A 21,947-nucleotide genomic window follows, 5' to 3' on the forward strand; every position below is an offset into this window, starting at 1 on the left:
GTCACATCTGTGATGACGACTGTTCAGCTCTCTTTCCTGGCCAGCGCTTCCCGCACGGCCTCGTCGGTGCGGGCGACGAGCGCCGTCCCGTCGTCGGCGGTGATGACCGGCCGCTGGATGAGCCTGGGGTGCTCGGCGAGGGCCGCGATCCACCGGTCCCGCGATGCCGCGTCCCGCGCCCACTCCTTCACCCCCAGCTCCTTCGCCACCGCCTCCTGGGTGCGGGTGATGTCCCACGGCTCCAGCCCGAGCCGTTCGAGTACGGCCCTGATCTCGTCCTCGCCCGGCACGTCCCCCAGATAGCGGCGGACGGTGTAGTCGGCCCCTTCGGCGTCCAGCAGGCCGATCGCGCTACGGCACTTCGAGCAGGCGGGGTTGATCCAGATCTCCATGCGCAAGACCGTACGCGAGCCGCCGTCCGGAGCCGCTCTGTTCGATTTGGGGGAGTGTCGTGGGAGTATCCCGAGTCCATTCCGCCCCAGCCGAAATACCCTTTCCCACCTGGGCTGTTCAGTGCCTCGCGGGCTGTCTCGTTGTCAGTGGTGGCCAGTACACTGGAAGCAGTGTTCGAGAGGGTCGCCGGGGCGTCCGGAGGCTCTCCGTCCGCGACAGGAGGATGCCCGTGCCCGCTGCCGCACTGAAGCCGAAGCCGTTGCCGACCCAGTCCACCGCCAAGCGCGCCGTCCTGCTCGACTCGCCCTACGCGCCGGCGGAGAAGCGCCCGCTGCCGGCCGGGCGGCCACGCGATTGGTATGTCACGCACAACCGCCGCCTCAAGGCCATGCGCCTCGCCATCGCCCTGCTCGACTCCGGCGTCTACCTGCCCCACCAGGCGCGCAACGAGACGATACGGAGCACCGCGCAGGACATCGGCATCCACCCGCCGTCGGACACGACGTGCCACATGGTGCGGGCCCTGATGCGCTACTCGCGCTGAACCGCCGGCGCCGGGTGCCGTGCGCTCGTACGGCGCCCGGCGCCCGGCACCCCCGCCGTGCTCAGCCGCTCAACTCCCGTTCCAGCGGCGTCCGGAACCGCGGTGTGACCTTTGTGGTCCCCACCCAGCCGCGCAACCGCGCCGCCGCGTCCGCGACCGCCTCCTCGGCCTCCCGGCGCACACCGGGATCCAGGAACCGCCAGACGATCTCCCCGTCGGCCCGCTGCGCCCACCCGCCGACCACGCGCCCGTTCCACCACACCGTCGGCCCCACGTTGCCGCTGCGGTCGAAGAGCGGCGGGCGGAGTTCCGGCGCCAGGTACCAGTCCCGTTGCCGCCAGGCCATCGCCGTAGGGTCGAGGCCGGGCAGGAGGGCTGCCCAGGGTTCCGGCGGGGCAAGGACCGGGGCGAGGTCGTCGGCCGCGACGTAGCCCGTGGTGCCGTCGTCCAGGGAGACCGGCCGGGCGCCGACGGCCGCAAGGGTCCGGCGGACCTCGGTCACCCGCCACCCCGTCCACCACTGGAGGTCCGCCTCCGTGGCCGGGCCGCAGGCGGCCAGCCAGCGGTTCAGCAGGACGGCCCGGGCCTCGGCCGGGTCCGTCTCCGGATGCTCCGGCGCCACCGCCCAGCGGAACTGGCTCGACGTCCACGAGCCCAGCGGCCGGCCCCGCACCACCCTGCCCTCCACGCCCAGGACCCGCAGCAGGCGCGTCGAGACGGTGTGGACCCCCTCGTAGCTCCGGCCGGCCGCGTAGGCGAACTGCTCCCGCAGACGCGGCTCGTCCGCCGCCAGTTCCGCCGCCGTCGCCTGGCCGCGCCGGGCCAGCGCGGCCAGCGCCGACGTCTCGACCTCCGCCAGCCAGGCCGCGTCCGGGGCACCGGCTCTGGCCATGTCCTTCAGCAGGGCGGCCCGCTCCCGGGCGGCCACGGTCAGGCCCGTGGAGGCGTGCACGACCGCCGTGAGGTCCGCCGGGAACACGAACACCGTGTGCCGCATGCCGTGCATCCGCACCAGCGTGCGGTCCGCGTACAGCGCGCGCTCCGTCTCCGGCACGGTCTTCGCCGCGTCGGCCAGCCGCGCCCCCACCGCCAGGTACACCGTCGCCGGATCCGAGCCGTGCAGGGCCACCAGCGAGTCCGCGACCTCCTCCGGGCCCGCCGCCCGCGCCGGACCCGCCAGCCGGTGGCGCACCGCCAGCCGGGCCCGCCGCTCCGCCACCCCGATGTGCCGCTCCGCGCCGCCCATACCGACCTCCAGACCCCCGTGGACTCCCGTACCGCATCCTGCCCGACGCCTCTGACAGTCACCTGTTCGGCGGACCCGGCATGCGGACGCCCCTGTCCCTCCCGTTCACTGCGATCAGCAGGTGACGGAGGGAGCAGTCGACCGAGGGGAGCGCAGCGTGACCACACCCGCCGACCGGGCCGCCCGCGGCAAGGCCGCCCGCAAACGCGCCCCCCGCTCCACCCACGCCTTCTGGCTGCCGCCCGTCGACCGGCCCGACCCCGTCACCGTCCTGGAACGGCAGGGCCGCGACCGGGTGCCCGAGCTGCTGCCCATCCGGTACGGGAGGATGGCCGCCTCGCCGTTCGCGTTCCTGCGCGGCGCGGCCGCCGTGATGGCGGCGGACCTCGCCGCACAGCCGCACTCCGGACTCGCCGTGCAGCTGTGCGGCGACGCGCATCTGCTGAACTTCGGGCTGTACGCCTCCCCGGAACGGGCCCTGCTCTTCGATCTCAACGACTTCGACGAGACGTTCCCCGGCCCCTTCGAGTGGGACGTCAAACGGCTCGCCGTCTCCGTCGCCGTCGCCGCCCGCGAGAACGGGCACAGCGATCCGCAGGCCCGGGCCGCGACCCGGGCGGCGGTGGCCGGGTACCGGACCGCGATACGGCGGCTGGCGGGCCTCGGCGAGCTGGCCGTCTGGTACGAGCGGATCGACGCCGAAGGACTGCTGCCCCTGGTCCGCTCCGCGCGCCGCCGGTGCCGGATCGAGGACAGCCTCACCCGGGCCCGGCGCCGCACCAGCCTGCACGCGCTCGGCACGCTCACCGAGGTGGTCGGCGGCCGGCGCCGCATCATCCAGGACCCGCCGCTGCTCGAACCGGCCGGCGCCTCCGACATGGCCTCGCTGCGCAAGATCTTCAGCGACTACCGCTCCACCCTCGCCGAGGAGCGCCGGCTCCTCCTGGACCGCTACCGCTTCGTCGACGCGGCCCGCAAGGTCGTCGGAGTCGGCAGCGTCGGCACTCGCTGCTTCATCGTGCTCCTCGCCGGCCGGGACGCCGACGACCCGCTCTTCCTGCAGATCAAGGAGGCCCGGACGTCCGTACTGGAGCCGCATCTGCCGAGCGGACCGTACGCCCACCCGGGCCACCGGGTCGTCGCCGGGCAGCGGCTGCTGCAGGCCGCCGCGGACGTCTTCCTCGGCTGGATGACCGGTCCCCAGGGCCGTGCCTTCTACTGGCGTCAGCTGCGTGACATGAAGGGCGCCGCGGAGGTCGCCGCCATGGACCCGAAGGGCCTGCGGGTCTACGCCGCCCTGTGCGGTACGACGCTGGCCCGCGCCCATGCCCGCTCGGGCGACCGCATCGCCGTCGCCGCCTATCTGGGCGGTACCGACACCTTCGACCACGCGGTCACCGACTTCGCCCTCGCCTACGCCGACCAGACCGCCGCCGACCACGCCACCCTCGGCGCGGCCGTCACCGCGGGCGTCCTGACGGCGGCCCCGGGGATCTGAGCCGGCCGGCGGGCCGCTCCAGGAGCATCCGCACGAACTCCCGCCGGTCCTCGGGATGATCGCGGAACCAGAGGCCCAACCGGTGCCCCGCGTCCGGGAGTTCGAAGCGCGTGTACCGGGAGCGGGCGGCCAGCGCGTCCTGGACGGCCGAAGTCACCGCCGGCGGGATCACCGCGTCCACGGCCGGGACCGCGAGGACCGAGCGGCCCCCGTAGGAGCGCAGCGCCTCCAGGGCGGGGGAGGCGCGCCAGGCGTCCGGGGTGCGGATGAGCTCGGTGAAGCGGCCGGTGCCGTCGCCGAAGGGGACGTCCCAGGACTCCGGGGTGTACACGGCGGGTGAGCAGAGGCCGATCGCCCGGACCCGCCCGCCGTAGTGCCGTACCAGATCCGCGACCGTCTGCCCGCTCATGCTGAAGCCCACCAGGACCAGCGGGCCGTCCGGGGCCACCTGGGCGTCGATCACGGCCGTCGCCTGCGCGAAGCGGCGGCGCAGGCTCAATTCCCGCAGTGCGCCGGTGCTTTCGCCGTGCCCCGAGAAGTCGAAGGCCAGCGCCCGGCAGCCGTGGGCGGTGAACTCCGCCAGTAGCGGCCGCAGTCGCTTCTCGCTGCCGTTGCCGGCGCCGTGCAGCAGGACGGCGGTGGGGCCGTCGGCACCGGGTGCCCGCACCCCGTGGAGCCGTTCGCCGTCGTACGGGCACGTGAAATCGATGAGTTCGGCCATGCCGCATATTCACGCACGCGGGCGCCGGCCCGGAAAACGGGATGCACACCGAGTGACCGTCTCCCTACGCTGGACACGCGTTGCGGAGTCGTCGACCACCGCTTTCCGCAGGGGCGGCCGCAGCCCATGGACTCGGGGCTACTCTGCTACGCACCGACGGACGGCCGCCCGTCCCCCGCGTGCCGTCGGATCCGTCGACCGCTCACACACCCACGCCACGGAGACCCGTCATGGGCACCATCGTCCTATCCGGAACCGTCGTTCTGGTCATCCTCGGCTTCGGCAACCACAACTGGTGGCTCGCCGCCGTCGCCCTGCTCTTCCTGTACGTCCAGTACGGGCGGAACTCGTCGTCGGCCTCCTCGTCGGGCGGTTCGTCCGGCGGGGGAGGGGGCATGGCCAGCGACTACAAGACCTACCGCGACCGCCGTGACCAGCAGGCCAAGTGGGAGCGCCGCTACCGTCGCGAGCGCCCCTTCGAGGTCCGGCGCCAGCAGAACGAGAAGGGCAAGTAGCAGGCAGGTGCTCCCGGCCGGTCAGAGGCCGGGGGCACCCCACACCGGGAACCAGCGGCTGAGGTCCTGCTCGGTCCTCAGGTCGTTCGCGAGTGCCACCTTCACCTGCAATTCCAGTGCGCTGTCCCGCCGTTGACCGGACCCGGGCAGCGGAGCGAAGGGATAGAAGGTGCCCCGCTTGTAGAGATAGACGAGCGCGAGCCCGCGCTCGCGCTCGTCCTCGAAGGCGGCCAGGGAACAGAGCAGCTGCGGGCCGAAGCCGTTGACCTCCATCGAGCTGTTCACCGCGTGCAGGTCGTTGACCAGCTGCGGGAGCTGGTCGGGGGTGCGCCGGGAGATCAGCCAGGAGTATCCGTAGTCGTCCTGGTGCAGCTCCACCGGCGGACCGGCGCGGTCCGCATCCGCGTCGAGCAGCGCCTGGACCTCCCGGTGCGTCTGCTCGAAGGCCGCGCCCTCCACCGTGGCGAAGCACACCGCGCCCACGCCGGTCGGTGTGAACCCGGCCGCGGCCTGCAGCGTCACCGCCGCCGACGGCAGCGCGAACAGCTGGTCGAGGTCGGGGGCGACGGGCTTCGTACGGCCGAGCAGGATGTCCAGGAACCCCATGCTCACCCGGCCTTCCCGGGCGTCGCCGCCTCGCCCAGCTCCGCCGAGATCCGGCCCAGCTGCTCGAGCCGCTGCTCCAGGGGCGGGTGGGTGGAGAAGAAGCGCTCGATGCCGGGCTCCTTGCCGGTGGCCGGGGTGAAGTAGAAGGCGTTGAAGGCCTGGGCGGTGCGCAGGTCCTTGGTCGGGATCCGGGCGATGTCGCCGGAGACCTTGGTGAGTGCCGACGCCAGCGCGGACGGCCGGCCGGTGAGCTGCGCGGCCGCGCGGTCGGCGGCCAGTTCCCGGTACCGGCTCAGCGCCCTGATCAGCAGGAAGCTGATCGCGTACACGGCCGCGGAGACCCCGATGACGGCGGCGAACACGGCGGCCGTGTTCTGGTCCCGCCGGCCTCCGCCGAAGACCTGCGAGTAGAAGGCGAACCGCACGATCAGCCCGGCGATCACGCCCAGGAAGGACGCGATCGTGATCACGGCGACGTCCTTGTGCGCCACGTGCGACAGCTCGTGCGCGAGCACACCCTCCAGCTCGGCGGGCTCCAGCCGCCGCAGCAGCCCCGTGGTCACGCAGACCACCGCATGATCGGGATTCCGCCCGGTCGCGAACGCATTCGGCATGTCCATGTCGGACACGGCGACGACCGGCTTCGGCATGTCCGCGATCGCGCACAGCCGGTCCACCACGGCATGCAGCTCGGGATACTCCTCCCGCTCCACGACCCGCCCGCGCATGGCGAACATCGCGATCCGGTCGGAGAACCAGAACTGCGCCACGAACATCGCGCCCACCAGCACCACGACCAGCAGCCACGACTTCAGCAGCACGATCAACGCGGCAACGAAGCCCACGTACAACAGCCCGAGCAGGAACAGCGTGACCGTCATCCGTACGGTCAGCCGCCGGTCGCTCCGGAAGCGGCTCTGCATCTCGCCTCACCCCGCAGTCAGGCACTCGTCCCGCTGTCCAGTGTGCACCTGTCCGGACCCATGGGAAGGTTCCGAACGTCCCTAGTGGCGGCAAAGGCTCCCTGTGAGCCCGGGTCCCCCTTTTACGCGGCTAGTACGGCGCCCGTGTCTGCATGTACCCCAGCAGCAGGATCACCGCCGCCACACACCCCAGCACCAGAGCCGTCGACATCCACGGCGAGCGCCGCGGCGCCACCGGCCCCGGATCCGCCCGGAACGGCGCCGGCTCCGGCGGGTTCTCCTTCCATCGCGCGGCCAGCATCCGCGCCCGCGCGGAGGGCTCCTTGTGCTCCGCCTCGGCGGCCCAGCGCAGATCGAACTCGCGCTCCTCGTCCCCCTGTTGGGTCATCCTCTTCCCCCGTCTCGAACATCAGTACCGATGCACGATACGACGGCGCCCCCGCCCGGAGAAACCGGAACGGGGGCGCCGAGGAACGGCCCAGGCGTCGATCACACGTCGAAGTAGAGCTCGAACTCGTGCGGGTGCGGGCGCAGCTGCAGCGGGGCGATCTCGTTGGTGCGCTTGAAGTCGATCCACGTCTCGATCAGGTCGGGCGTGAAGACGTCACCGGCGAGCAGGAACTCGTGGTCGCGCTCCAGGCGGTCCAGGACGGCCGGGAGGGAGGTCGGGACCTGGGCGACGTTCGCGTGCTCCTCGGGAGCCAGCTCGTAGAGGTCCTTGTCGATCGGCTCGGCCGGCTCGATCTTGTTCTTGATGCCGTCCAGGCCCGCGAGCAGCAGGGCGGAGAAGGCCAGGTACGGGTTGCCGGAGGAGTCGGGCGCGCGGAACTCGACGCGCTTGGCCTTCGGGTTCGAACCCGTGATCGGGATACGCATCGCAGCGGAGCGGTTGCGCTGCGAGTACACCAGGTTGATCGGGGCCTCGAAGCCCGGGACCAGACGGTGGTACGAGTTCACCGTCGGGTTGGTGAAGGCGAGGAGGGAGGGGGCGTGCTTGAGGATGCCGCCGATGTAGTAGCGGGCGGTGTCCGACAGGCCCGCGTAGCCGGCCTCGTCGTAGAAGAGCGGGGAGCCGCCGGCCCACAGGGACTGGTGGACGTGCATGCCCGAGCCGTTGTCACCGAAGATCGGCTTCGGCATGAAGGTCGCGGTCTTGCCGTTGCGCCAGGCCACGTTCTTCACGATGTACTTGAAGAGCTGCAGGTCGTCCGCGGCGGCGAGCAGCGTGTTGAACTTGTAGTTGATCTCCGCCTGGCCGGCGGTGCCCACCTCGTGGTGCTGGCGCTCGACGTGGAGGCCGGACTTGGCCAGCTCCAGGGAGATCTCGGCACGCAGGTCGGCGAAGTGGTCGACCGGCGGGACCGGGAAGTAACCGCCCTTGTAACGGACCTTGTAACCACGGTTGTCCTCCAGGGCGCCGGTGTTCCAGGCGCCGGCCTCGGAGTCGATGTGGTAGAAGGACTCGTTCGCGGAGGTCGCGAAACGGACGGAGTCGAAGACGTAGAACTCGGCCTCGGGGCCGAAGTACGCGGTGTCTGCGATACCGGTCGACGCCAGGTACGCCTCCGCCTTCTTCGCCACGTTGCGCGGGTCGCGGGAGTACTGCTCGCCCGTGATCGGGTCGTGGATGAAGAAGTTGATGTTGAGCGTCTTGTCCCGGCGGAACGAGTCCAGCCGGGCGGTCGACAGGTCCGCACGCAGCGCCATGTCGGACTCGTGGATCGCCTGGAAACCACGGATCGACGATCCGTCGAAGGCGAGCTCCTCGTCCGGGTCGAACGCCTCGACGGGCAGCGTGAAGTGCTGCATGACGCCCGGCAGGTCGCAGAAACGGACGTCGATGAACTTGACGTCCTCGTCCGCGATGAACTTCTTGGCCTCGTCGGCGTTCTGGAACATCCAGCTCCTCCTACTCCCGGCCGTTCCCGTGCCGGGGTGGTAGTTCGTTCGTGCGGCCAGTGCGGTGGCACACGTTGTCCTCGACCCTAGGGACGGGTGATTTCTCGGGCGTGACCCATTTGTTTCGCTGAAGTTAACCGGGCTCGTTTCACCGTAGCCCCCGGACACCCCGCCGGAACCCGGGCCGACACCCGGGCAGTACCGTTGACGGGTGGACAACAGGCAAGCAATCGGATCGTGGCTCTCCGGACCCCGCGCGGCCATGGAAGAGGCGGGCGCGGAGTTCGGGTACCGGGGCGAGCAGCTCGGTCTGCCGGAGCAGGGACCGGGCTCCATCGCCCGCCCCGGCAGGCGGCTCGGCGCGCTGGTCGTGGACTGGGCGCTGTGCGTGCTGATCGCATACGGCCTGATCACCGACGGCTACAGCCCCGCCACCAGCAACTGGGCGCTGCTCGTCTTTCTGGTCCTGGGCGTCCTCACGGTGGGCACGGTCGGCTTCACGCCGGGTAAGCGGCTCTTCGGGCTGCGGGTGGTCGGCGTCGAGACGGGCCGGGTGCAGCCGCTGCGCGCGATCGCCCGCACGGTGCTGCTGTGCCTCGCGGTGCCGGCGCTGGTGTGGGACCGGGACGGCAGGGGGCTGCACGACCGGCTGGCGAAGACCGTAGAGGTACGGATCTGAGGCAGTCCTTCGGCTGCCGGCCGGTGGGGGCTGGTCGCGCAGTTCCTCCCCCAGCCTTCGGCCGGGGGTACCCCCAGCGTCCCTTACGGGGCGCCGCAGTCGCGGCAGCTTCCTGGCCCCCACCCCGGTTCACCTCTTCCGCAACACCTGCCCCAGTACCTCCCGCAGCTCCGCCTCCGCGTCGCCCTCCGCCGGGCCCTCCGCGCGCCAGGCGACGAATCCGTCGGGCCGGACGAGTACCGCGCCGTCGGCCGTGACACCGTGGGCTGCCGCCCAGTCGGTGTCTTCGGTGTCGTACACGAGATCGCCCGTCGGCCCGATGCCGTACGCGTCCAGGCGTACCCGCTCCGTGTCCGCGATCCGGCGGGCCGCCATGTGCCAGGGGGAACCGGCGTCGCTGAGCAGGACGAGTGAGCGTTCGTAGAGGTCCAGCGTGGAGATGCGGTCGCCCGCGCGGCGCAGCCACAGGTGCGGGGCCCGGCTGCCGGACCGGCCGGTGAGGTTCATCCCATCGGGTACGACCGGCTGGCCGGGGTCGGCGCCGAGTACCGCGCCCTTCGGGTAGCGGTAGCCGAGGACGATGTTGAGGATGCCGCCGCGCTTGCCGGCGCCGATGCCGGGGGCGGGCGCGAAGCCCGGGTGGCTGTGTTCCACCGAGCGGGCGGAGGCGCGGGCGCTGGTGGCGAGGGCGACCGGGCGGCGCTCGGCGTCGTAGGAGTCCAGGAGTCCGGGGCCGGCCCAGCCGTCGAGGACCGCCGCCAGTTTCCACGCCAGGTTATGGGCGTCCTGGATGCCGGTGTTGGAGCCGAACGCGCCGGTCGGGGACATCTCGTGCGCGGAGTCGCCGGCCAGGAAGACCCGCCCGGACGCGTACCGTTCGGCCACGCGTTCGGCCGCCCGCCAGGACGCCCGGCCGGTGATCTCGACGTCGAGGTCGGGGACGCCGACGGCCCGGCGGATGTGCCGGGTCAGGCGCTCGTCGGTGAACTCGTCGAGGGTCTCGCCGCGTTCGGGGTGCCACGGGGCGTGGAAGACCCAGCGCTCCTTGTTGTCGACGGGGAGGAGGGCGCCGTCGGCCTCGGGGTCGGTGAGGTAGCAGCAGATGAAGCGGCGGTCCCCGACGGTGCGGGCCAGCAGCTTGGAGCGGAAGGTGATGCTGACGTTCGCGAACAGGTCGCCGGGGCCCGTCTGGCCGATGCCGAGCCGGCCGCGGACCGGGGAGCGCGGACCGTCGGCGGCGACCAGGTAGTCCGCCCGGACGGTGTACATCCGGTCGGAGTCACGGTCGCGGACGTACGCCGTCACTCCTTCGGGGTCCTGTTCGAAGGACTCCATCTCGTGGAAGTAGCGCAGCTCGCCGGTGAGGGATTCGGCCGAGCGGCGGAGTACCGGCTCCAGGTCGTTCTGGCTGCACAGGCACCAGCCCGTGGGGCTGAACCGGGCGAGTCCGCCGCCCGGGTCGATCTCCTTGAACAGCCATTCGCCGGCGTCGCCGACCAGCGTCGGGGTCTGCAGGATGCCGTGGTTCTCCGCGAGGAGTGAGGCCGCGGCCTTGATGTCGGGCTCGATGCCCGCCTTCCGGAACAGCTCCATCGTGCGCACGTTGTTGCCCCGGCCGCGTGGGTGGATCGAGGTCCCGGAGTGTCTCTCGACGAGCATGTGGCGGACGCCCAGTCGGCCCAGGAAGAGGGACATGGACAGGCCCACGAGGGAGCCGCCCACCACGAGGACGGGGACCTGGTGATCGGTTTTCTGGTGCATCGGGCACTCCAGAGGCGGGGGTTGGTGCGTCAGGTGCGTTGGAACGTCCATGCCCGTCCGGGCCCCCTCGGGAGGGGTTCCGCGTGCTCAATCACCCACCTGGTTCACGCGAGTCGCGCGCTTCGGAGGACCGGCACAGGATCAAGAAGCGCTGACGCCGCGTCATCGGCGAAGGCGCCCGCCGCTGCCCCCGCGAAGGAGATGTACGAAGCATGACGACGCTCTCGGAAAAGGTTTCGGAAAAGCCGACCCGAACGACCCGCCCGCTGTCGACCCGGGTCTCCCAGTCCGTGTTCGACGGCTCCCGGCTCCGGGTCGTCCTGCTGGTGGACGTCTACGACGGCGCACAGCAGCAGTTCCTGGAGGCCTACGAGCAGCTGTGCAACCAGGTCGCCCAGGTACCCGGTCACGTCAGCGACCAGCTCTGCCAGTCGATCGAGAACCCCTCGCAGTGGCTGATCACCAGCGAGTGGGAGAGCGCCCCGCCGTTCCTCGCCTGGGTGAACAGCGAGGAGCACGTGGAGATGGTGAAGCCGCTGCACAACTGCGTCCGCGACACCCGCTCGCTCCGCTTCCACGTCGTCCGCGAGACCGGCGGCCCGGCGGCGGACTCCGTACGCACCCTGCAGGCCGAGCCGCGGATGGGCGACGGCGTGATCCGCCACGCGCTCACCTTCACGGTCCGGCCGGGCAGCGAGGCCGAGGTCGCGAGGATCCTCGCGGACTACGCCTCGCCCGAGGCGAAGGTCGACGACTCCACCCGGCTGTGCCGCACCTCTCTCTTCATGCACGGCAACCGGGTGGTGCGGGCCATCGAGGTGCGCGGCGACCTGATGGCCGCCCTGCGCCATGTCGCCCGGCAGCCCGAGGTGCGGGCCGTCGAGGAGGCCATCAACCCCTATCTGGAGCAGGACCGCGACCTCGACGACCAGGACTCCGCACGGGTGTTCTTCACCCGGGCGGCGCTGCCGGCCGTCCACCACGTCGGCGCCGAGGAACCGGCCGAGGGCGAGCGGTACGCGCTGTACTACCCGGCCCGTCCCGGCTGCGGGATGCGGCTGGCCGAGCTGCTCGCGCAGCAGGACGAGGGCGCGGCCGAGGACCCGGGGAGCCCGGTGCTGCACAGCACGGTCTTCCAGCGCGACGACGTCGTCGTACGGCTGGTCGAGCAGCGGCCCGGCACGCCCGTGGACGTCACCCCGGCGCACGCCCTGACCGCCCTGCTGGCCGGCGACGCGGTGCGCATGCAGCTGATCACCGACCGCCGCTCGCCGGACGCCTGACCCCCCACCGCCGCATCACCCCCAGGGAGGAACGCAGACATGCAGCCCATTCCGAAGATCGTGGACCTCAGCGAGGTCGAGCCCAACACCAAGCGCGGCGGCGATCTGCGCGCCATGCTGACCCCCGCCACGGTGGGCTCCACCAGCGGTTTCATGGGCGTGGCCATCGTGCAGCCGGGCGACCGCATCGGCGAGCACTACCACCCGTACTCCGAGGAGTTCGTGTACGTCGTCTGCGGCGACCTGGAGGTCGACCTGGACGGCGAGCCGCACCCGCTGCGGCCCGAGCAGGGACTGATGATCCCGATCAACATGAAGCACCGCTTCCGCAACGTGGGCAATGTCGAGGCCCGGATCGTCTTCCACCTCGGCCCGCTGGCCCCGCGCCCCAGCCAGGGTCACGTCGACACGGAGGAGACGGAAGCCGTCGCCGTGGGGCAGGTCCGGTCGTGACCCGGCGCGTGGCGGTTACGGGCATAGGCATCGTGGCTCCGGGGGGTGTGGGCGTACCGGCGTTCTGGGACTTGCTCGCCTCCGGCCGGACCGCGACGCGCGGTATCACCTTCTTCGACCCCTCCGGCCTCAGGTCGCGGATCGCCGCCGAGTGCGACTTCGACCCGGCGGCGCACGGCCTGGACGCCGAGGAGATCGCACGGGCGGACCGTTACATACAGTTCGCCCTGGTCGCCGGCGACGAGGCGGTCCGGAACTCGGGGCTCGACCTCGGCCGGGAGGATCCCTGGCGGGTCGGGGTCTCCCTGGGGACGGCCGTGGGTGGCACCACCCGTCTGGAGCACGACTACGTCCTGGTGAGCGGCGCCGGCCAGCGCTGGGACGTGGACCACCGGCAGGCGCAGCCCCAGCTGCACCGGGCGTTCTCCCCGAGCACTCTGGCCTCCGCGGTGGCGGAACGTTTCGGCGCCCAGGGTCCGGTGCAGACCGTGTCCACCGGCTGCACCTCGGGCCTGGACGCCGTCGGCTACGCCTTCCACACCGTTCAGGAGGGCCGCGCCGACATCTGCATCGCCGGTGCCTCGGACTCCCCGATCTCCCCGATCACCATGGCCTGCTTCGACGCGATCAAGGCCACCTCCCCGAACAACGACGACCCCGAGCACGCCTCGCGCCCGTTCGACAACCGCCGTGACGGGTTCGTCATGGGCGAGGGCGGCGCGGTGCTCGTGCTGGAGGAGCTGGAGCACGCCAAGGCCCGCGGCGCGCACATCTACTGCCAGCTCGACGGCTACGCCACCTTCGGCAACGCCTACCACATGACCGGTCTCACCAGCGAGGGCCTGGAGATGGCCCGCGCCATCGAGACCGCCCTGAACCACGCCCGCCTCGACCCCACCGCCATCGACTACGTCAACGCGCACGGCTCCGGCACCCGGCAGAACGACCGCCACGAGACCGCAGCCGTGAAGAAGGCGCTCGGACAGCACGCGTACAGCACGCCGATGAGCTCCATCAAGTCCATGGTGGGCCACTCGCTCGGTGCCATCGGCGCCATCGAGGTCGTCGCCTGCGTGCTCGCCCTGGCCCACCAGGTCGTCCCGCCCACCGCGAACTACGAGACCCCCGACCCCGAGTGCGACCTCGACTACGTGCCGCGCGTCGCCCGCGAACGGCCGCTGAGCGGTGTCCTGTCCGTGGGCAGCGGGTTCGGCGGCTTCCAGTCCGCGGTGGTCCTGACCCGGCAGAGAGGACGGACACGATGAGCGAACCGCCTGCCCGGCGGGCGGCCGTCACCGGCATCGGTGTCGTCGCGCCCAACGGATCCAGCACCGAGACCTTCTGGAAGTCCGTCCAGGAGGGACGCAACGTCCTCGACAAGGTGACCCGCGAGGGCTGCGAGCACCTGCCCATGAAGGTGGCCGGAGAGGTCCGTGACTTCGACCCGGCGGCCGCCGTCGAGGAACGCCTCATCGTCCAGACCGACCGCTTCACGCACTTCGCGATGGCCGCGGCCGACCTGGCACTGGAGGACGCCCGGCTCGGCCGCGCCGACACCGACGGCTCGCCGTTCGACATCGGCGTGGTCACCGCGGCCGGCTCCGGCGGCGGCGAGTTCGGCCAGCGCGAGCTCCAGCAGCTGTGGGGCAAGGGCAGCCGGTTCGTCGGCCCCTACCAGTCCATCGCCTGGTTCTACGCGGCCAGCACCGGCCAGATCTCCATCCGGCGCGGCTTCAAGGGACCCTGCTCGGTGGTCGCCGCCGACGAGGCCGGCGGCCTGGACGCCCTCGCCCATGCCGCCCGCGCGGTGCGGCGCGGCACGGACGTCATCGTGGCCGGCTCCACCGAGGCGCCGATAGCTCCGTACTCGGTGGTCTGTCAGCTCGGCTACGAGGAGCTCAGCCGGGAGACCGACCCGGCCCGGGCCTACCGTCCCTTCACCGAGCAGGCCTGCGGGTTCGTGCCGGCCGAGGGCGGCGCCATGCTCGTCGTGGAGGACACCGGCTCGGCCCGTCGGCGCGGGCTGCCGGTCCGGGCCACCCTCGACGGGCACGCCTCGACCTTCACCGGGGCCTCCCGCTGGGCCGAGTCCCGGGCCGGGCTCGCCCAGGCGATCCGCGGGGCACTGGCCGAGGCCGGCTGCGCCCCCGAGGAGGTCGACGTGGTCTTCGCCGACGCCCTCGGCGTCCCGGAGGCCGACCGGGCGGAGGCGCTGGCCATCACCGACGCCCTCGGCGCGCACGGCAGACGCGTGCCGGTCACCGCACCCAAGACCGGGATCGGCCGGGGCTACTGCGCGGCCCCCGTCCTGGACACCGCCGCCGCGGTGCTCGCGATGGAACACGGCCTGATCCCGCCGACCCCGGGTGTCTTCGACATCTGCCACGACCTCGACCTCGTGACCGGCAGCGCCCGCGCCGCCGCACCACGCACGGCGCTGGTCCTCAGCCGGGGACTCATGGGGTCGAACTCGGCGCTCGTGCTGCGCCACGGCGCGGCCGGGTGATCCGGAGAGAAACAGCTGCCCAGCAGCGGAGAAGAAGGAGTTCCCTATGAGCATCACCGTGGACGAACTGTCCGAACTCATGAAGAAGGCCGCCGGCGTCACCGTCTCCCCGACCGACCTGCAGGAGCGGTCCGACAGCGGCTTCGACGCCCTCGGTGTCGACTCGCTCGGCCTGCTCGGCATCGTCGGCGAGCTGGAGAACCGGCACGGCGTGCCCATGCCGGTCGACGCCGAGCGGTGCAAGACGCCCCGCCAGTTCCTCGACCTCGTCAACAGCGCCATGCCCGCGGGAGCCTGACATGACCGGACACACCCAGAACGAGATCACCATCGCCGCGCCCGTCGACCTGGTCTGGGACATGACCAACGACGTGGCCAACTGGCCGCAGCTGTTCAGCGAGTACGCCAGCGCCGAGATCCTCGAGGAGAAGGGGAACAAGGTCACCTTCCGGCTGACCATGCACCCCGACGAGAACGGCAAGGTGTGGAGCTGGGTCTCCGAGCGCGAGACCGACCGCCCCGGCCTGAGCGTCCGGGCCCGCCGCGTCGAGACCGGCCCCTTCGCGCACATGAACATCCTCTGGCGGTACGAGGAGGTACCGGCCGGCACCCGCATGGTCTGGACCCAGGACTTCGCGATGAAGCCGGAAGCCCCCGTCGACGACGAGTGGATGACCGACAACATCAACCGGAACTCCAAGGTCCAGATGGCCCTGATCCGGGACAAGATCGAGAAGGCGGCCACCGGCCGTCGCCCCGACCCGGCCCTGGCCGACTGAGCCGGCCGTCGCAAGATTAGGAACGGAGAGACACGTGCACCAGGCCCTGATCGTCGCCCGTATGGCACCGGGCTCCGCGCCCGACATCGCGAAGGTGTTCGCGGAGTCCGACCGGGGAGAGCTGCCGCACCTCGTCGGGGTCACCCGGCGCAGCCTCTTCCAGTTCGGTGATGTGTACATGCACCTCATCGAGTCCGAGCGCGAGCCGGGACCGGCCATCGCCAAGGTCACCTCGCACCCCGAGTTCAGGGACGTCAGCGACCGTCTCCAGGCGTACGTCAGCGCGTACGACCCGGAGACCTGGCGCTCCCCGAAGGACGCGATGGCGCAGCGCTTCTACCTCTGGGAGCGCGAGGGCGGTTCCTGAACCGCCGTCCAGCCAACGGTGCCGGACCCGCGTACGACGCGGGCCCGGCACCGGCGTGTGCGGGGGAGCCGCCGCTCAGGCGGGCACCACACAGTCGAAGGCGTGCAGATACGGGTTGACGGGACTGATGTCCCGGACGGTCAGCCCCGCGTCGGTCAGCCGGCGCACCATGCTGTCGGTGGTGTGCTTGGCCCCGCCGACGTTCAGGAGCAGCAGCAGGTCCATCGCGGTGCTGAACCGCATCGACGGGGTGTCGTCGACCAGGTTCTCGATCACCACGACCCGGGCGCCCGGTCCGCCCGCCGCGATCACGTTGGCGAGCAGCCGCGCGGTGGACTCGTCGTCCCACTCCAGGATGTTCTTGATGACGTAGACGTCCGCGTCGACCGGCACGGCCTCCCGGATGTCACCGGGCACGATGCGCGCCCGGTCCTCCAGGTCACCGCCCGGACGCAGCCGGGGCAGTGCCTTCTCCACCACCTTCGGCAGATCCAGCAGGTACCCCTTCATCGCCGGGTACTTGTCGAGCAGGCTCGCCACCACATGCCCCTGCCCGCCGCCGAGGTCGGCGACCGACCGGTTGCCGGACAGGTCGAGCAGGGCGGCGACCTCACGGGCCGACTGCTCGCTGGAGGTGGTCATCGCCCGGTTGAAGACGTCCGCCGACTCCGGCGCGTCCTCGTTCAGATAGACGAAGAACTCCTTGCCGTAGAGGTCCTCGACGACGTTGCGGCCGCTGCGCACGGCCTCGTCCAGCTTCGGCCAGGCGTCCCAGGTCCACGGCTCGGTGCACCACAGGGCGATGTAGCGCAGGCTGTGCGGGTCGTCCTCGCGCAGCAGCCGGGAGGTGTCGGTGTGGGCGAACGTCCCGTCCGGGCGCTCGGCGAAGACGCCGTAGCAGGACAGGGCGCGCAGCAGCCGGCGCAGCGGCTTGGGGTCCGTCTTCACCGTGGAGGCCAGGCTCTCCACGGTCATCGGGGCGTCCCCGAGCGCGTCGGCGACGCGCAGCCGGGCGGCCGCGCGTACGGCGGCGGCACACGCCGCCCCGAACACGAGCTCGCGCAGCCGCATCGACGGCGGCGGTGCGCCCTCCGCCTGCGCCTGCTTCAGCGGCGCCGAGAGGTCACGTGCTGGTGCGGTCATGTGCCGCCTTCCTTCCTTGTGGGGGTGTCGTACGGCCGTCCGGTCAGCACAGACCCGCGGGCTTGGACTTCTTGCAGGTGTTCTGCTTGAAGGAGTTGCCGTGCTTGGTGGCTTCCTGGTTGACCAGGTCGGCGGGGGCGTTGCCCGACAGCTTGTTGCGGGTGACCTGGTTCTTGTCGCTGCTGGCGCCCACGAAGCTCTTGAAGAGCACGACGCCGCCGGACAGCGGGGACTTGCCGGAGTTGCCGGTGACCGTGTTCCCGGTCACCAGGGTGTCCTCGGTGCCGGTCAGCACGATGCCGGAGCCCTGCAGGAAGGCCAGCCGGGCCGTCTTCTTGCAGTACTTGTTGTTCTTGACGACCTGGTTGTCGGCGACGGTGATGTGACCGGCCTTCGGCTTGTTCTCGTCGCCGACGACGAACACGCCCGCGCAGTTGCCGGTGACCGAGTTGTCCGAGACGGTCAGGTTGCGCAGCCGGCGCACGGTGACGCCGATCCGGTTCTTCTCCAGCAGGTTGTGCTCGACCACCGTGCCGTCGGTGTCGGTGGCGCCCTTCTCCGTCATGACGGAGTTGGCGAGGAACAGGCCGGCGTCGCCGTTCCCCCGGGCCACGTTGTTGCGGTAGGTGCTGTGCACCGAGCGCTCCTCGGCGAGGCCCCACTGCCCGTTCTTCACGGCGGCCACGCCGTGCACGTTCAGGTTGGACGTGCCCACCGACATGACGCCGATCCGGGAGAACCCGGTGACGGTCATCCGGGCGATGGTGACGTCCTCGAGGGGCTTGTTCTTGGCTCCGACCACACAGATGCCGTTGCCCATCTCGGCGCAGGACTTCTGGGCGGCTGCCTTCTTCCCGCTGCTCTTGACCTTCTTGGCCGGCTTGAGCACGGTGCCCGCGCCCATGCCGCGCAGGGTGATTCCGGGGGTGGTCACCTTGACGCTCTCGCGGTAGGTGCCCGCCGCCACGAGGACGGTGTCGCCGGGCTGGGCGGCGTTCACCGCCTTCTGGATCGACTCACCGGGGTGCACCACCAGGGTGCGGTGGGCGGCGGACGCCGGAGCGGCGCCGAGGAGGGAGCCGCACAGGGCGGCGCTGCACGCGAGGTATGTGATATGGCGTTTTGTCACATTGGGAAGGTTAAGAGCAGATGACCCGATAACCCGCCCGATGCTCCGTTCGGCGGCGTGTCATCCACGGCATGCGCGCACGAGGGAGACCGCCGAAAGCGACGCCGGCCTCGTGGTGCGGGAAAGCCGCTGGTCAGCAGTCACGTCGAATGGGCGGAGAGCATGCCGAGTGACTGTCGTGCTGACCCCCTCCGGCTGATGAAGCCGTACCCGGCCCGACATGTGAACGATGGGGCGCCCGGAGTGACCGGGCGCCCCATCGTCACAGGAGTCGACATGCGAGGCGTCAGCGGGCCTTGCCGCCGCCCTTCGGCATGCGCATGCCCCTGGGCATCGGGCCCTTGGGGAGCGGCATGTTGGACATCAGGTCGCCCATGGCGCGGAGCCGGTCGTTGGTGGTGGTGACCTGGGGGCCGGTGAGGACGCGCGGGAACTTGAGCATCGTCGTGCGCAGCTTCTTCAGCTCGACCTGGCCCTCGGCCGTGCCCACGATCACGTCGTGCACCGGTACGTCGGCCACGATACGGGCCATCTTCTTCTTCTCGGCGGCCAGCAGGGTCTTCACCCGGTTCGGGTTGCCCTCGGCGACCAGGACGATGCCGGCCTTGCCGACCGCCCGGTGCACCACGTCCTGGCTGCGGTTCATCGCCACCGCCGGCGTCGTCGTCCAGCCCCGCCCGATGTTGTCCAGCACCGCGGCCGCGGCGCCCGGCTGGCCCTCCATCTGGCCGAAGGCCGCCCGCTCGGCCCGGCGGCCGAAGACGATCGCCGTCGCGAGGGCGGCGAGCAGCAGGCCCAGGATGCCCAGATAGACCGGGTGGCCGATCAGGAAGCCGATCACGAGGAAGACGGCAAGGGTGCCGAGACCGACACCCGCGAGTACGAGGCCGATCGTCTTGTCGGCCTTGCGGGTCATCTTGTACGTCAGGACGATCTGCTTCAGTCGTCCCGCATTCGCAGCGTCCGCTGCCGGTTCCTGCCTCGCCATGCCCCGAAGTCTACGTGGCCCCGGGAGTGCCGACGACGGCAGTGCCCGGACAGGGGCGGCGGAAGGGCGTCAGGAGCGGCCGGCGGCCTGCTCGAGGAAGTGCTGCGCCTCGACCCGGTCCTTGGCGCGACGGCGGTCCTCCAGCACGGAGGTCCAGGCGTTCTGGCGTGCGGTGCGCTGGCCGCCGCTCATGAGGAGCGACTCGACGGCGCGCAGCGCGTCGGTGAAGGACGGGATCGCGGTGGCGCGAACGGGCGCGGCCTGCATGGTGGAGGTCCCCCCTCGAAGTGGGTGTACGAGCTGTGATACCAGGGTCACTGTTCGGTGTTACCAGGGCGTGACCGACCGGTCAAACGCCAATGAAGCCTTGATACGAGGGCCCGGAACACCGACGCGGCCCTGACGTGTGTCCTCATCAGCGAGGACGGTCAGGACCGCGTCCATTCGGTCATTACTGGCCGGTAGTGGCTTGTGCGTGAATTCACACGCTCGGAGTCCGGGGTGTGTCAGACCGCCTGTACGGCGACGAACGAGCCCCGCTTCTCGACGGCCATCCGGTAGAGGCGTCCGGCCCGGTAGGAGGAGCGGACCAGCGGCCCGGACATCACACCGGAGAAGCCGATCTGCTCGGCCTCCTCCTTCAGCTCCACGAACTCCTGCGGCTTGACCCAGCGCTCCACCGGGTGGTGGCGGACGCTCGGGCGCAGGTACTGCGTGATGGTGACCAGCTCGCAGCCGGCCTCGTGCAGCTGCCGCAGCGCGTCGCTGACCTCCTCGCGGGTCTCGCCCATGCCGAGGATGAGGTTGGACTTGGTGACCAGGCCGAAGTCGCGGGCGGCCGTGATGACCTGGAGCGAGCGGTCGTAGCGGAAGCCGGGGCGGATGCGCTTGAAGATCCGGGGCACGGTCTCGACGTTGTGCGCGAAGACCTCGGGGCGGGACGAGAAGACCTCGGCGAGCTGCTCCGGGACCGCGTTGAAGTCGGGCGCGAGCAGCTCGACCTTGGTGCGGCCCTCCTCGCGCTGTGCCGTCTGCGCGTGGATCTGACGGACCGTCTCCGCGTACAGCCAGGCGCCGCCGTCCGCCAGGTCGTCGCGCGCGACGCCGGTGATGGTGGCGTAGTTGAGGTCCATGGTGACCACGGACTCGCCCACGCGGCGCGGCTCGTCACGGTCCAGGGCCTCGGGCTTGCCGGTGTCGATCTGGCAGAAGTCGCAGCGCCGGGTGCACTGGTCGCCGCCGATGAGGAACGTCGCCTCGCGGTCCTCCCAGCACTCGTAGATGTTCGGGCAGCCGGCTTCCTGGCAGACCGTGTGCAGGCCCTCGCTCTTCACGAGGTTCTGCATCTTCGTGTACTCGGGGCCCATTTTCGCCCGGGTCTTGATCCACTCGGGCTTGCGCTCGATGGGGGTCTGGCTGTTGCGGACCTCCAGGCGCAGCATCTTGCGTCCGTCGGGTGAGACTGCGGACACGACCGGCTCCCTAGCGATTGATTCTTCGGCGTGCTCCAGCGTACGCCCGTGGATTCGAAAGCCTGCTGGCTGCAGTCAGGCCGCCGGTGTCTTCTCGATCACCCTCGGCGCGAGTTCCGCGTTCTCCAGTACGTCCTTCAGGTGCCGCTCCACCACCGGCAGCACCTCGTCGATGGTCACGTCCCGGCCCAGCTCGCCCGCGAGGGAGGCGACGCCCGCGTCCCGGATGCCACAGGGGATGATCTTGTCGAACCACTTGTTGTCGGGGTTCACGTTCAGCGCGAAGCCGTGCATCGTGACGCCCTTGGCGACCCGGATGCCGATCGCGGCGATCTTCCGGTCCTCGCGGCGCTGCCCGGCGTTGGAGGGCGCGTACTCCGGGCCGTTCAGGCGGGGGTCGAACTCCTCGTCGTGCAGCCGCGGGTCGAAGTCCAGGGAGAGTCCTCCGAGGGCCTGCGGCCGCTGCTCGACCGGGTCGCCGAGCACCCACACCCCGCTGCGTCCCTCGACCCGGGTGGTCTCCATGCCGAACTCGGCGCAGACCCGGATCAGCGCCTCCTCCAGACGCCGTACGTGCGCGACCACGTCGACCGGGCGCGGGAGCTTCTGGATCGGGTAGCCCACCAGCTGGCCCGGGCCGTGCCAGGTGATCTTGCCGCCGCGGTCCACGTCGACGACCGGGGTGCCGTCGAGCGGCCGCTCGTTGTCCGCGGTGCGGCGGCCCGCCGTGTACACCGGGGGGTGTTCGAGCAGCAGGACCGTGTCGGGCACCTCGTCGGCGAACCGTGCCGCGTGCACCCGGCGCTGCTCGTCCCACGCCTCCTGGTACTCGACGGCATCCGCTCCGAACCCCATGCGGACGAACCGCAACTCACTCACGGCAAGCGCCTCCCTCGGCGACGGGTGTGTCAGGCACATAACGCGCCCAAGCCACTGTACGTCCGGCCGTCGCGCGTCAGCCCTGGGGGCAATCCTCACACGATCGGATGAATGAACGTCGAAGTGTGCGATCGGGTGCTCACTCTCCGCTACATTCGCGCCG

The 21,947-nt window shown here is 71.0% G+C and carries 25 protein-coding genes; 11 read left to right on the forward strand and 14 right to left on the reverse strand.

What is annotated here, in order from left to right; translation table 11 throughout:
• Positions 1 to 23: 23 nt before the first annotated feature.
• Complete coding sequence (locus tag ACFZDK_RS07675; RefSeq protein WP_390970772.1) at positions 24 to 392, reverse strand: ArsC/Spx/MgsR family protein; 369 nt, start codon at positions 390 to 392, stop codon at positions 24 to 26.
• Positions 393 to 622: 230 nt separating this feature from the next.
• On the opposite strand from ACFZDK_RS07675, the gene ACFZDK_RS07680 reads away from it, so the two are divergent.
• The gene (locus ACFZDK_RS07680) at positions 623 to 937 is read left to right on the forward strand and encodes a hypothetical protein (RefSeq protein WP_390970774.1); all 315 of its coding nucleotides are present in this window, start codon (positions 623 to 625) and stop codon (positions 935 to 937) included.
• A gap of 61 nt (positions 938 to 998) precedes the next feature.
• On the opposite strand, the gene ACFZDK_RS07685 is transcribed toward ACFZDK_RS07680, so the two are convergent.
• Positions 999 to 2,183: a DNA glycosylase AlkZ-like family protein gene (locus tag ACFZDK_RS07685; RefSeq protein WP_390970776.1), complete on the reverse strand. Its 1,185-nt coding sequence runs from the start codon at positions 2,181 to 2,183 to the stop codon at positions 999 to 1,001.
• A 157-nt stretch (positions 2,184 to 2,340) separates the two neighbouring features.
• On the opposite strand from ACFZDK_RS07685, the gene ACFZDK_RS07690 reads away from it, so the two are divergent.
• The gene (locus tag ACFZDK_RS07690) at positions 2,341 to 3,681 is read left to right on the forward strand and encodes a DUF2252 family protein (RefSeq protein ID WP_390970778.1); all 1,341 of its coding nucleotides are present in this window, start codon (positions 2,341 to 2,343) and stop codon (positions 3,679 to 3,681) included.
• Here the strand turns inward: ACFZDK_RS07690 and ACFZDK_RS07695 are convergent.
• On the reverse strand, positions 3,644 to 4,402 hold the full coding sequence (locus tag ACFZDK_RS07695) for an alpha/beta fold hydrolase (protein WP_390970780.1): 759 nt from the start codon (positions 4,400 to 4,402) through the stop codon (positions 3,644 to 3,646). The two genes, ACFZDK_RS07690 and ACFZDK_RS07695, sit on opposite strands and share 38 nt — an antisense overlap.
• Before the next feature lie 230 nt (positions 4,403 to 4,632).
• On the opposite strand from ACFZDK_RS07695, the gene ACFZDK_RS07700 reads away from it, so the two are divergent.
• Positions 4,633 to 4,917, forward strand: coding sequence for a hypothetical protein (locus ACFZDK_RS07700; RefSeq protein WP_390970782.1), 285 nt, complete (start codon positions 4,633 to 4,635; stop codon positions 4,915 to 4,917).
• 21 nt (positions 4,918 to 4,938) lie between these two features.
• Here ACFZDK_RS07700 and ACFZDK_RS07705 read toward each other — a convergent pair whose 3' ends face one another.
• The 4 genes from ACFZDK_RS07705 to glnA all read right to left on the reverse strand — a co-directional run bounded on the left by ACFZDK_RS07705 (position 4,939) and on the right by glnA (position 8,345).
• On the reverse strand, positions 4,939 to 5,523 hold the full coding sequence (locus tag ACFZDK_RS07705; protein WP_390971588.1) for a hypothetical protein: 585 nt from the start codon (positions 5,521 to 5,523) through the stop codon (positions 4,939 to 4,941).
• Positions 5,524 to 5,525: 2 nt separating this feature from the next.
• Positions 5,526 to 6,446, reverse strand: coding sequence for a zinc metalloprotease HtpX (htpX, locus tag ACFZDK_RS07710; protein WP_390970784.1), 921 nt, complete (start codon positions 6,444 to 6,446; stop codon positions 5,526 to 5,528).
• A 130-nt stretch (positions 6,447 to 6,576) separates the two neighbouring features.
• On the reverse strand, positions 6,577 to 6,834 hold the full coding sequence (locus ACFZDK_RS07715) for a hypothetical protein (protein WP_390970786.1): 258 nt from the start codon (positions 6,832 to 6,834) through the stop codon (positions 6,577 to 6,579).
• Positions 6,835 to 6,935: 101 nt separating this feature from the next.
• Positions 6,936 to 8,345, reverse strand: a complete 1,410-nt coding sequence (gene glnA / locus ACFZDK_RS07720; RefSeq protein ID WP_390970788.1) for a type I glutamate--ammonia ligase — start codon at positions 8,343 to 8,345, stop codon at positions 6,936 to 6,938.
• 211 nt (positions 8,346 to 8,556) lie between these two features.
• On the opposite strand from glnA, the gene ACFZDK_RS07725 reads away from it, so the two are divergent.
• Entirely contained in the window at positions 8,557 to 9,024 is a 468-nt protein-coding gene (locus tag ACFZDK_RS07725; protein ID WP_390970790.1) for an RDD family protein, read from the forward strand.
• A 129-nt stretch (positions 9,025 to 9,153) separates the two neighbouring features.
• Here ACFZDK_RS07725 and ACFZDK_RS07730 read toward each other — a convergent pair whose 3' ends face one another.
• On the reverse strand, positions 9,154 to 10,785 hold the full coding sequence (locus tag ACFZDK_RS07730) for an FAD-dependent monooxygenase (protein ID WP_390970792.1): 1,632 nt from the start codon (positions 10,783 to 10,785) through the stop codon (positions 9,154 to 9,156).
• A 212-nt stretch (positions 10,786 to 10,997) separates the two neighbouring features.
• On the opposite strand from ACFZDK_RS07730, the gene ACFZDK_RS07735 reads away from it, so the two are divergent.
• From ACFZDK_RS07735 to ACFZDK_RS07765, 7 genes are read left to right on the forward strand one after another with little or no spacing between them, the layout of a single operon-like run.
• On the forward strand, positions 10,998 to 12,068 hold the full coding sequence (locus tag ACFZDK_RS07735) for a SchA/CurD-like domain-containing protein (protein ID WP_390970793.1): 1,071 nt from the start codon (positions 10,998 to 11,000) through the stop codon (positions 12,066 to 12,068).
• A 39-nt stretch (positions 12,069 to 12,107) separates the two neighbouring features.
• Complete coding sequence (locus ACFZDK_RS07740; protein ID WP_355726012.1) at positions 12,108 to 12,521, forward strand: cupin domain-containing protein; 414 nt, start codon at positions 12,108 to 12,110, stop codon at positions 12,519 to 12,521.
• Positions 12,518 to 13,786, forward strand: coding sequence for a beta-ketoacyl-ACP synthase II (locus ACFZDK_RS07745; protein WP_390970795.1), 1,269 nt, complete (start codon positions 12,518 to 12,520; stop codon positions 13,784 to 13,786). The genes ACFZDK_RS07740 and ACFZDK_RS07745 overlap by 4 nt, the downstream gene beginning before the upstream one ends.
• Entirely contained in the window at positions 13,783 to 15,027 is a 1,245-nt protein-coding gene (locus ACFZDK_RS07750; RefSeq protein ID WP_390970797.1) for a beta-ketoacyl synthase N-terminal-like domain-containing protein, read from the forward strand. The genes ACFZDK_RS07745 and ACFZDK_RS07750 overlap by 4 nt, the downstream gene beginning before the upstream one ends.
• 46 nt (positions 15,028 to 15,073) lie before the next feature.
• Entirely contained in the window at positions 15,074 to 15,325 is a 252-nt protein-coding gene (locus ACFZDK_RS07755; protein ID WP_355726020.1) for an acyl carrier protein, read from the forward strand.
• Position 15,326: 1 nt separating this feature from the next.
• Complete coding sequence (locus ACFZDK_RS07760) at positions 15,327 to 15,806, forward strand: SRPBCC family protein (protein WP_390970799.1); 480 nt, start codon at positions 15,327 to 15,329, stop codon at positions 15,804 to 15,806.
• Positions 15,807 to 15,840: 34 nt separating this feature from the next.
• Positions 15,841 to 16,173 carry a TcmI family type II polyketide cyclase gene (locus tag ACFZDK_RS07765; protein ID WP_390970801.1) on the forward strand — a complete coding sequence of 111 codons (333 nt, stop codon included), beginning with the start codon at positions 15,841 to 15,843 and terminating at the stop codon, positions 16,171 to 16,173.
• A 75-nt stretch (positions 16,174 to 16,248) separates the two neighbouring features.
• Here ACFZDK_RS07765 and ACFZDK_RS07770 read toward each other — a convergent pair whose 3' ends face one another.
• From ACFZDK_RS07770 to lipB, 6 genes are all read right to left on the reverse strand, one after another.
• Positions 16,249 to 17,316, reverse strand: coding sequence for a methyltransferase (locus ACFZDK_RS07770; RefSeq protein ID WP_390970803.1), 1,068 nt, complete (start codon positions 17,314 to 17,316; stop codon positions 16,249 to 16,251).
• Positions 17,317 to 17,359: 43 nt separating this feature from the next.
• Positions 17,360 to 18,445 carry a NosD domain-containing protein gene (locus ACFZDK_RS07775; RefSeq protein WP_390970805.1) on the reverse strand — a complete coding sequence of 362 codons (1,086 nt, stop codon included), beginning with the start codon at positions 18,443 to 18,445 and terminating at the stop codon, positions 17,360 to 17,362.
• Between the two features lie 286 nt (positions 18,446 to 18,731).
• Positions 18,732 to 19,433, reverse strand: a complete 702-nt coding sequence (locus tag ACFZDK_RS07780; RefSeq protein WP_390970807.1) for a DUF4191 family protein — start codon at positions 19,431 to 19,433, stop codon at positions 18,732 to 18,734.
• 69 nt (positions 19,434 to 19,502) lie between these two features.
• Positions 19,503 to 19,700 carry a hypothetical protein gene (locus ACFZDK_RS07785; RefSeq protein ID WP_089101191.1) on the reverse strand — a complete coding sequence of 66 codons (198 nt, stop codon included), beginning with the start codon at positions 19,698 to 19,700 and terminating at the stop codon, positions 19,503 to 19,505.
• Between the two features lie 239 nt (positions 19,701 to 19,939).
• Positions 19,940 to 20,905, reverse strand: a complete 966-nt coding sequence (gene lipA, locus ACFZDK_RS07790) for a lipoyl synthase (protein WP_390970809.1) — start codon at positions 20,903 to 20,905, stop codon at positions 19,940 to 19,942.
• A gap of 75 nt (positions 20,906 to 20,980) precedes the next feature.
• Positions 20,981 to 21,784: a lipoyl(octanoyl) transferase LipB gene (lipB, locus tag ACFZDK_RS07795; RefSeq protein ID WP_390970812.1), complete on the reverse strand. Its 804-nt coding sequence runs from the start codon at positions 21,782 to 21,784 to the stop codon at positions 20,981 to 20,983.
• Between the last annotated feature and the right edge of the window lie 163 nt (positions 21,785 to 21,947).

Source organism: Streptomyces sp. NPDC007901 (assembly GCF_042959465.1).
Lineage (GTDB): Bacteria > Actinomycetota > Actinomycetes > Streptomycetales > Streptomycetaceae > Streptomyces.

Excerpts from the sequence above, each read along its gene's own strand:
- ACFZDK_RS07675 (WP_390970772.1), bottom strand. The coding sequence starts at position 392 with ATGGAGATCTGGATCAACCCCGCCTGCTCGAAGTGCCGTAGCGCGATC.
- ACFZDK_RS07685 (WP_390970776.1), bottom strand. The coding sequence starts at position 2,183 with ATGGGCGGCGCGGAGCGGCACATCGGGGTGGCGGAGCGGCGGGCCCGG.
- ACFZDK_RS07695 (WP_390970780.1), bottom strand. The coding sequence starts at position 4,402 with ATGGCCGAACTCATCGATTTCACGTGCCCGTACGACGGCGAACGGCTC.
- ACFZDK_RS07700 (WP_390970782.1), top strand. The coding sequence starts at position 4,633 with ATGGGCACCATCGTCCTATCCGGAACCGTCGTTCTGGTCATCCTCGGC.
- ACFZDK_RS07705 (WP_390971588.1), bottom strand. The coding sequence starts at position 5,523 with ATGGGGTTCCTGGACATCCTGCTCGGCCGTACGAAGCCCGTCGCCCCC.
- htpX (WP_390970784.1), bottom strand. The coding sequence starts at position 6,446 with ATGCAGAGCCGCTTCCGGAGCGACCGGCGGCTGACCGTACGGATGACG.
- ACFZDK_RS07715 (WP_390970786.1), bottom strand. The coding sequence starts at position 6,834 with ATGACCCAACAGGGGGACGAGGAGCGCGAGTTCGATCTGCGCTGGGCC.
- glnA (WP_390970788.1), bottom strand. The coding sequence starts at position 8,345 with ATGTTCCAGAACGCCGACGAGGCCAAGAAGTTCATCGCGGACGAGGAC.
- ACFZDK_RS07730 (WP_390970792.1), bottom strand. The coding sequence starts at position 10,785 with ATGCACCAGAAAACCGATCACCAGGTCCCCGTCCTCGTGGTGGGCGGC.
- ACFZDK_RS07735 (WP_390970793.1), top strand. The coding sequence starts at position 10,998 with ATGACGACGCTCTCGGAAAAGGTTTCGGAAAAGCCGACCCGAACGACC.
- ACFZDK_RS07740 (WP_355726012.1), top strand. The coding sequence starts at position 12,108 with ATGCAGCCCATTCCGAAGATCGTGGACCTCAGCGAGGTCGAGCCCAAC.
- ACFZDK_RS07750 (WP_390970797.1), top strand. The coding sequence starts at position 13,783 with ATGAGCGAACCGCCTGCCCGGCGGGCGGCCGTCACCGGCATCGGTGTC.
- ACFZDK_RS07755 (WP_355726020.1), top strand. The coding sequence starts at position 15,074 with ATGAGCATCACCGTGGACGAACTGTCCGAACTCATGAAGAAGGCCGCC.
- ACFZDK_RS07760 (WP_390970799.1), top strand. The coding sequence starts at position 15,327 with ATGACCGGACACACCCAGAACGAGATCACCATCGCCGCGCCCGTCGAC.
- ACFZDK_RS07770 (WP_390970803.1), bottom strand. The coding sequence starts at position 17,316 with ATGACCGCACCAGCACGTGACCTCTCGGCGCCGCTGAAGCAGGCGCAG.
- ACFZDK_RS07780 (WP_390970807.1), bottom strand. The coding sequence starts at position 19,433 with ATGGCGAGGCAGGAACCGGCAGCGGACGCTGCGAATGCGGGACGACTG.
- ACFZDK_RS07785 (WP_089101191.1), bottom strand. The coding sequence starts at position 19,700 with ATGCAGGCCGCGCCCGTTCGCGCCACCGCGATCCCGTCCTTCACCGAC.